The sequence below is a fragment of the Nocardia farcinica genome (genome assembly GCF_029867845.1).
GTDB lineage: Bacteria > Actinomycetota > Actinomycetes > Mycobacteriales > Mycobacteriaceae > Nocardia > Nocardia farcinica_A.
The window spans coordinates 1-4,410 of the sequence record NZ_JARWRU010001275.1 but is presented as its reverse complement, the minus strand read 5'-3'; the positions used below and the strand labels follow the sequence as shown (position 1 = coordinate 4,410).

Annotated in this window: 3 protein-coding genes; 1 reads left to right on the top strand and 2 read right to left on the bottom strand. The window is 71.8% G+C overall.

From position 1 onward, the window contains the following. Nucleotides 1–90 precede the first annotated feature (90 nt). Together QH283_RS28580 and QH283_RS28575 are read right to left on the bottom strand one after the other, a co-directional pair. Nucleotides 91–2,340: a HelD family protein gene (locus QH283_RS28580; protein ID WP_280506038.1), complete on the bottom strand. Its 2,250-nt coding sequence runs from the start codon at nt 2,338–2,340 to the stop codon at nt 91–93. A 285-nt stretch (nt 2,341–2,625) separates the two neighbouring features. After that, complete coding sequence (locus QH283_RS28575) at nt 2,626–3,960, bottom strand: diguanylate cyclase domain-containing protein (protein WP_280506037.1); 1,335 nt, start codon at nt 3,958–3,960, stop codon at nt 2,626–2,628. A gap of 188 nt (nt 3,961–4,148) precedes the next feature. Between QH283_RS28575 and QH283_RS28570 the strand changes: the two genes are divergently transcribed. After that, nucleotides 4,149–4,410, top strand: a 262-nt coding sequence (locus QH283_RS28570; protein WP_280506036.1) for a PAS domain-containing protein, incomplete at its 3' end; no start/stop codon positions are given.

Sequence of the window (4,410 nt, the reverse complement as noted above, 5' to 3'; positions counted from 1 at the left end):
TCGTCCACACCGTGCGCTGAGTCCGCCGTCCTCCGCTTCGCCCCCCCGCTCGACCGGGGTGCGGAGCGGAGCCCGTCTCCGGGAGCGCGGTCAGTCCGCCGGGCGGTTCAGCCGATCGAGCACCTCGGGCAGCTCCGCGCTGTGCACCACGATCAACCGCTGGGTGGCGCGGGTCAGCGCCACGTACAGATCGTTGAGCCCGCGCGGCGATTCGGTGAGCAATCCGGCGGGCTCGACCAGCACCACGTCGTCGAACTCCAGGCCCTTGACCTGTTGCACGGTCAGCACCCGCACCGACTCCCCGTCCAGCTCGGCCAGATCGGCGACCGTGTCGGCGGGCGCGATCACCGCCGTGGTCCCCGGCCCGTGTCGCCGCGTCACCACCTCGGACACCCGGGCGGGCAGCTCCTCGCGCCGGACCCGGTGTGCGACCGGCACGTGCCCGGATTCGCGCACCGAGCGCGGCACGCCCGCGGCGGGGTCGATGGCGGCCAGCACGTCGGCGGCCACCGCCATGATCTCCGCGGGGGTGCGGTAGTTGACGGTCAGCTCGGTCAGCTTCCAGCGCTTGGCCACATACGGCTCCAGCACCTCCTGCCACGACGAGGTGCCTGCCGGGTCGCCGGTCTGGGCCACGTCGCCCACCACCGTCATCCACCGGTTCGGGATGCGGCGCATGACCATCCGCCACGCCATCTCCGACAGCTCCTGCGCCTCGTCCACGATCACGTGCCCGTAGGTCCAGGTGCGGTCGCCCGCCGCGCGCTCGGCGGCGGTCAGCCTGGCCCGCACGTCCTGGCGTTCGGCCAGCTGGGTGGCGTCGATCAGGTCGTAGGCCATGAGGATCTCCGGGTCGAGGTCGTCCTCGAGGTCCTGCGGGGCCGAGCCGGTGAGGATGTCCAGCGCGTCCTGCGCCTCGGCGATCTTGGCCCGCCAGCGGCGACGGGCGCGTTCGCGCTCCTCGGCGTCGTCGACCCCGAGCAGCTCGGCCAGCTCGTCGAGCAGCGGGGCGTCGGCGGCGCTGAACTCGCCGGTGTCAGGGCGCAGCAGTTCGGCGCGCTCCTCTGGCTCGAGCGAGCGGGCCGCCTTGTCGAGCCGGGCCTGGTCGGCGAGCAGGTCGGCGAGCACCTGCTGCGGGGTGAGGATCGGCCACAGCGCGCCGATGGCGGCCTGCACCGCCGGATCGGACTTCATCTCGTCGCGGATCTCGGCCAGGTCGGCGCGGCTGAGCAGGCTCGGGCCGCCGGACAGGTCGGCGCCCATGGTCTGCGCCAATTGCTCGGTGAGCGCGTCGATGACCGAGTTGGCGAAGATCGGCCTGGCCAGGTTGTGCGGGCGGCGCGAGGAGCGGGCCCGCCCGCGTGCTTTGGTGGCGATCTTCTTGTCCAGCGTCACCGGATAGCCGTCGAAACTCAGTGTGATCGGCTGGGCGGGCACCTCCTGGCGCTCGCGCACGGCCTGCTTGAGCACCTCGAGCATGCGCAGCGAGCCCTTGATCTCACCCGCGCGCAGCGAATCGGTGCGGGTGGCCTTCACACCCGGGTACAGATCGCCGATGGTGGACAGCAGCACGCCGGTCTCGCCGAGGGAGGGCAGCACCTGGCCGATGTAGTCCAGGAAGGTGGCGTTCGGCCCGACGATCAGCACGCCCGACTTGGCCAGCTGCTGGCGGTAGTTGTAGAGCAGATAGGCCGCCCGGTGCAGCGCCACCGCGGTCTTGCCGGTGCCGGGACCGCCCTGCACCACCAGCACGCTCTTGTGCTCGGAGCGGATGATCGCGTCCTGCTCGCTCTGGATGGTCTCGACGATGTCGGTCATGTGCCCGGTGCGGGCGGCGTTCAGGGCGGTCAACAGCGCGCTCTCGCTGCCGACCCCGCCGTCCGCCTCGATGTGGCCCGCGCGCTGGGCGGCCTCGAGGTCCAGGTACTCGTCGGTGATCGCGGTGACCGAACGGTTGCGGGTGCGGATGTGGCGGCGCCTGGTCACCCCGTCCGGGGCCGCGGTGGTGGCCAGGTAGAACGGTCGGGCCATCGGCGCGCGCCAGTCCAGCAGCAGCGTGGCGTAGTCGTCGCGCTCGTCGAGGATGCCCATCCTGCCGATGTAGCGCGGCTCCTCGTCCTCGGCCGCCAGATCGATGCGGCCGAAACACAGGCCGTGCTCGGCGGCGTCGAACTTGGCCAGCTCCTCGGTGTAGAGCTGGGTGAACGACTCGCGCTCGCTGCGGGCCTGCGGGGCGCCGCTGTTCTCCAGCAGCACCGTGCGCAGGCGGTTCTCGGTGTAAGCGCGCATGGCGTCGAGCCGGTCGTAGAGCACGGTCAGATACCGCTGCTCGTGGGCGATCTCGCGGTCGCGCTCGGCGGTGGCGCCGGTGGCGCCGTCTCGGTGGCCTGCGGCGTCGGTTCGACCGGCGCCAGTTCTGTCGGCGGCCTGGGTGAGGCGGTCGGGCACTGTGCACTCCTTCTCGATGCCGCTGTCCGCTGGGCAGCGCCGTGCGCGAGATGTCGGCGCGGCGGAAAACAGAACTGTCGAGTCTACTGGGCGCGCACCGCTCCCGCCGTCACCGTGGTCGCGATGTGACCGGCCTTGCGCCGCGGCGGCCGGGCGTATCAGCGCACGCGCGGGCGGTCAGCACACGTGCGAGGAATCCATGCCGCGATGCGGGCCGCTGCCGTAGCGGTCGCGCTGCCCGGGCGGCTTGGCCCGGTACATCGCCACGTCGGCGTCGTGCAACACCTCTTCGGGACTGCGCGGATCGCCGAGGGCCAGCGCGGTGCCGCCGATGGAGGCCCGCACCTCGATGCGATGCCCGTTGGCGATGATCGGCTCGGCCAGGGTGGCGCGCAGACCGGCCACGATGGCGTCGATGTCGGTACTGCCCGGCGCCTGGGCCAGCAGCACCAGGAACTCGTCGCCGCCGAGCCTGCCGATCTGGTCGCCCGAGCGCAGCGCGCGCTGCAGGCGCTGGGCGACGATCTGCAGCACGGTGTCGCCGGTCGAGTGGCCGAGCGAGTCGTTGATCGACTTGAACTCGTCGAGGTCGATGAACAGCACCGTGGTCACCGGCAGGTCGTCGCTGGTGGCGGCCAGCGCCCCGGCCAGCTGCGAGAGGATCAGCGAGCGGTTGGCCAGCCCGGTCAGCGAGTCGTGGGTGGCCTGGTACTCGAGCTGGCGGCGGCTGGCGCGGAACTCGGTGATGTCGGAGAAGGAGGAGACCACCGAGGAGTAGCGGTCGCCGGGGTTGAGCAGTCTGCTGCTGCCGCTGAGCCAGCGCCGTTGCCCGTCGCGACGGTCGACGCCGAAGACGTAGCCGGTGAACGGCTCGCCGGTGGCCAGTGTGCGCGCCATCGGGTGCTCGGTGACCGGCATGGGCTTGCTGTTGGCGTCGAGCAGCACCAGCGGCAGGTCCTCGATGTCGTGGCCGACGACCTCGTCGGCGTGCTCGCTGGCGCCGAAGATGCGCAGCGCGGCCGGGTTGGCCGATTCCACGATGCCGCCGCGCGCGATCACCACCACGCCCTCCTCCAGCTGGGAGACCACGGCGGTGAAGTGCTGTTCGGCGCGGCGCTGGGCCTCCTCGGCGGCGCGCTGGGCGCTCAGGTCGTGGATGACGACCTGGTAGGCGTAGTGGTCGTGCCAGGGGGTGAGCACGGAGACGGTCTCGACCGGGACGGTGCCGCCGTCCAGCCTGCGCAGCAGCATCTCGGTGGGGGGCGGGGCGGGGCCCCCCCGGGGGGGCGTGGGGGTGGGGGGGCCCAAAGCGGGGCCCCCGGCGGGGGGGCCGCCGCCGTCGGGCACGAGGGCGATCCAGGCCTGTTCGTCGCGTGCCGGACCGTATCCGGGGTGCAGCGTGGCCGCGGATTTCCCGCTCAGCAGCCCCTGCCAGAGCGCCTCGACACCCCATCCGTATCCGGTGACGGCGCCGAGACCGACGATGCGCGTGCCTGTTCCGGCTCCGGCCACGATCCCCTCCTCCCCGGCCCGGGCGCCCCGCGCGGCCCGGAACCCCACCTTCCCACGAACCGTTGCCTGATGTAATGATCAAGTTCGGGGTGCTCGTGAAGTTCTACGTCAGAATGTGAGCTGGACAACCGTCATAGCGGAGTGATCTTTTGCAACCGTAGTCAGGTCTACGATCGGGGGTCGACGAGGTGGGTGAGGAGCTTACGAACGACGCTGTCGACGCCGAGCAGCTCGCCCAGCGGTACCGGGCACTGATCGAGCACACACCGGACGGGATCTGCGTGCACGAGCACGGGATCGTCGTCTACGTCAACCACGCCGCGGTCCGCCTGATCGGCGCCCGTGCGGCCGCCGAAGTCGTCGGCCAGCCGCTCACCCGCTTCGTCGACCCCGCCTCGGTGCCCGGCATGTTGCGCCGCATCAGCAAGCTCACCCCCCTGGGGGCGCGCG